Origin of the sequence: Devosia submarina (assembly GCF_003056345.1) — a bacterium.
Classification (GTDB): Bacteria; Pseudomonadota; Alphaproteobacteria; order Rhizobiales; family Devosiaceae; genus Devosia; species Devosia submarina.
This window is the reverse complement of sequence record NZ_PYWB01000030.1, coordinates 1-1,492: the sequence shown is the minus strand read 5'-3', so window position 1 is coordinate 1,492 and position 1,492 is coordinate 1. Positions and strand designations below refer to the sequence as shown.

Genomic DNA, 1,492 nt, shown 5'->3' with positions numbered 1-1,492 from the left:
AGATGGTGTATCGCGGCGGCTGTGGCGCGATCTGAGATCGAGAAGCTGCAGCCCCTTCATGTACGATGCTGTCGAGGTCGCACCTGACCTCTAGCATCCAGGGAAGGAGCAACGGCGATGGCGCATTTTGTGGGACTGGACGTGTCGGTGCTGGAGACGGCGGTGTGCGTCGTCGATGAGACCGGCAAAGTAGTATGCGAGCAGAAGGTGCCATCCGAGCCGGACGACATCGTCACGCTGCTGACTTCGATTGGCGAGGACTATGGTCGCGTCGGGATTGAGGCTGGGCCTCTGTCGCAGTGGCTGGTCAACGGCCTGGCGGACGCGGGGCTGCCCGTGATCTGCGTCGAGACCCGTCATATGAAGTCGCTGCTCAAGGCGCAGCAGATCAACAAGTCCGACCGACACGACGCGCGCGGCATTGCCCAGATGATGCGCGTGGGCCTGTTTAAGCCGGTGTATGTGAAGACGCTGGCAAGCCAGGAGAAGCGGATGCTGCTGACTGCGCGCAAGCTGGTGCAGCGCAAGATGCTCGACGTTGATGCCGACCTGCGTGGCACCTTGCGCAACTTCGGCCTAAAGGTCGGCGTCGTCGGACAAGCTGGATTCGAGACGCGTATCCGTGAGCTGGTCAAAGGTTTGCCCAGGCTTGCCGCCATCATCGAGCCGCTGCTGACCATCCGTCGTGTCATGCGCCAGGAGTTCACTAGGCTGCACAGGATGCTGCTCGACGTCGTGCGGCATGATCCCGTCTGCCGGCGATTGATGACGGCACCGGGTGTCGGCGCGGTTGTGGCGTTGACCTACCGCGCGACTGTCGATCAGCCGCAGCGCTTTGTTCATTCCCGGGCGGTGGGTGCCCATGTCGGGTTGACGCCTCGTCGTCACCAGTCGGGTGAGATCGACTACGATGGCGGCATCTCGAAGTGCGGCGACACCATGCTGCGCACGATGCTGTACGAGGCCGCCCAGGTACTGCTCACCCAACGTGGTCACTGGTCGTGGCTGAAGGCCTGGGGCATGCGGGTTGCGCAGCGCCGAGGCCAGCGTCGTGCCATTGTTGCCGTGGCACGACGCCTGGCGGTGATCCTGCACCGGATGTGGACCGACGGGACTGACTTCCGCTGGGGCAGCGAACCCACCGCAGCGGGCGCCTGACTACCCACTTACAGGAGCTTTAACGGTTCTGCCTCGGCAGGAAGAGGTCCTCACGGGGACGAAGGTGGCGTGAGATCGTACTGGCAGCAGCCCTCCGGTTGGCAAGGGCGCCCGAAAGATTGATCCATTCCGCCTCTCTTACCCCATCATGGGGCGGCCACGGCGCCGACCCCGAAGAGAAGCGCGAGCCCCGTGTGGCATGACCTCAGGCCGAGCAGCAAAGGCTGACCCTCAACGCATGCCGCTCGTTGGCGTCTTCGCAAGTCCGGCATGCCGCCTCTCGGCGGCAGATGACGCCGTACGGCCCTTGACACAAACCGCGATAGAGAAGCTG

The 1,492-nt window shown here is 63.7% G+C and carries 1 protein-coding gene; it reads left to right on the top strand.

The annotated features are described in order from the left end of the window. The first annotated feature begins 117 nt into the window (after positions 1-117). On the top strand, positions 118-1,158 hold the full coding sequence (locus tag DDE77_RS19245; RefSeq protein WP_108399102.1) for an IS110 family RNA-guided transposase: 1,041 nt from the start codon (positions 118-120) through the stop codon (positions 1,156-1,158). The last annotated feature ends 334 nt before the right edge of the window (positions 1,159-1,492 follow it).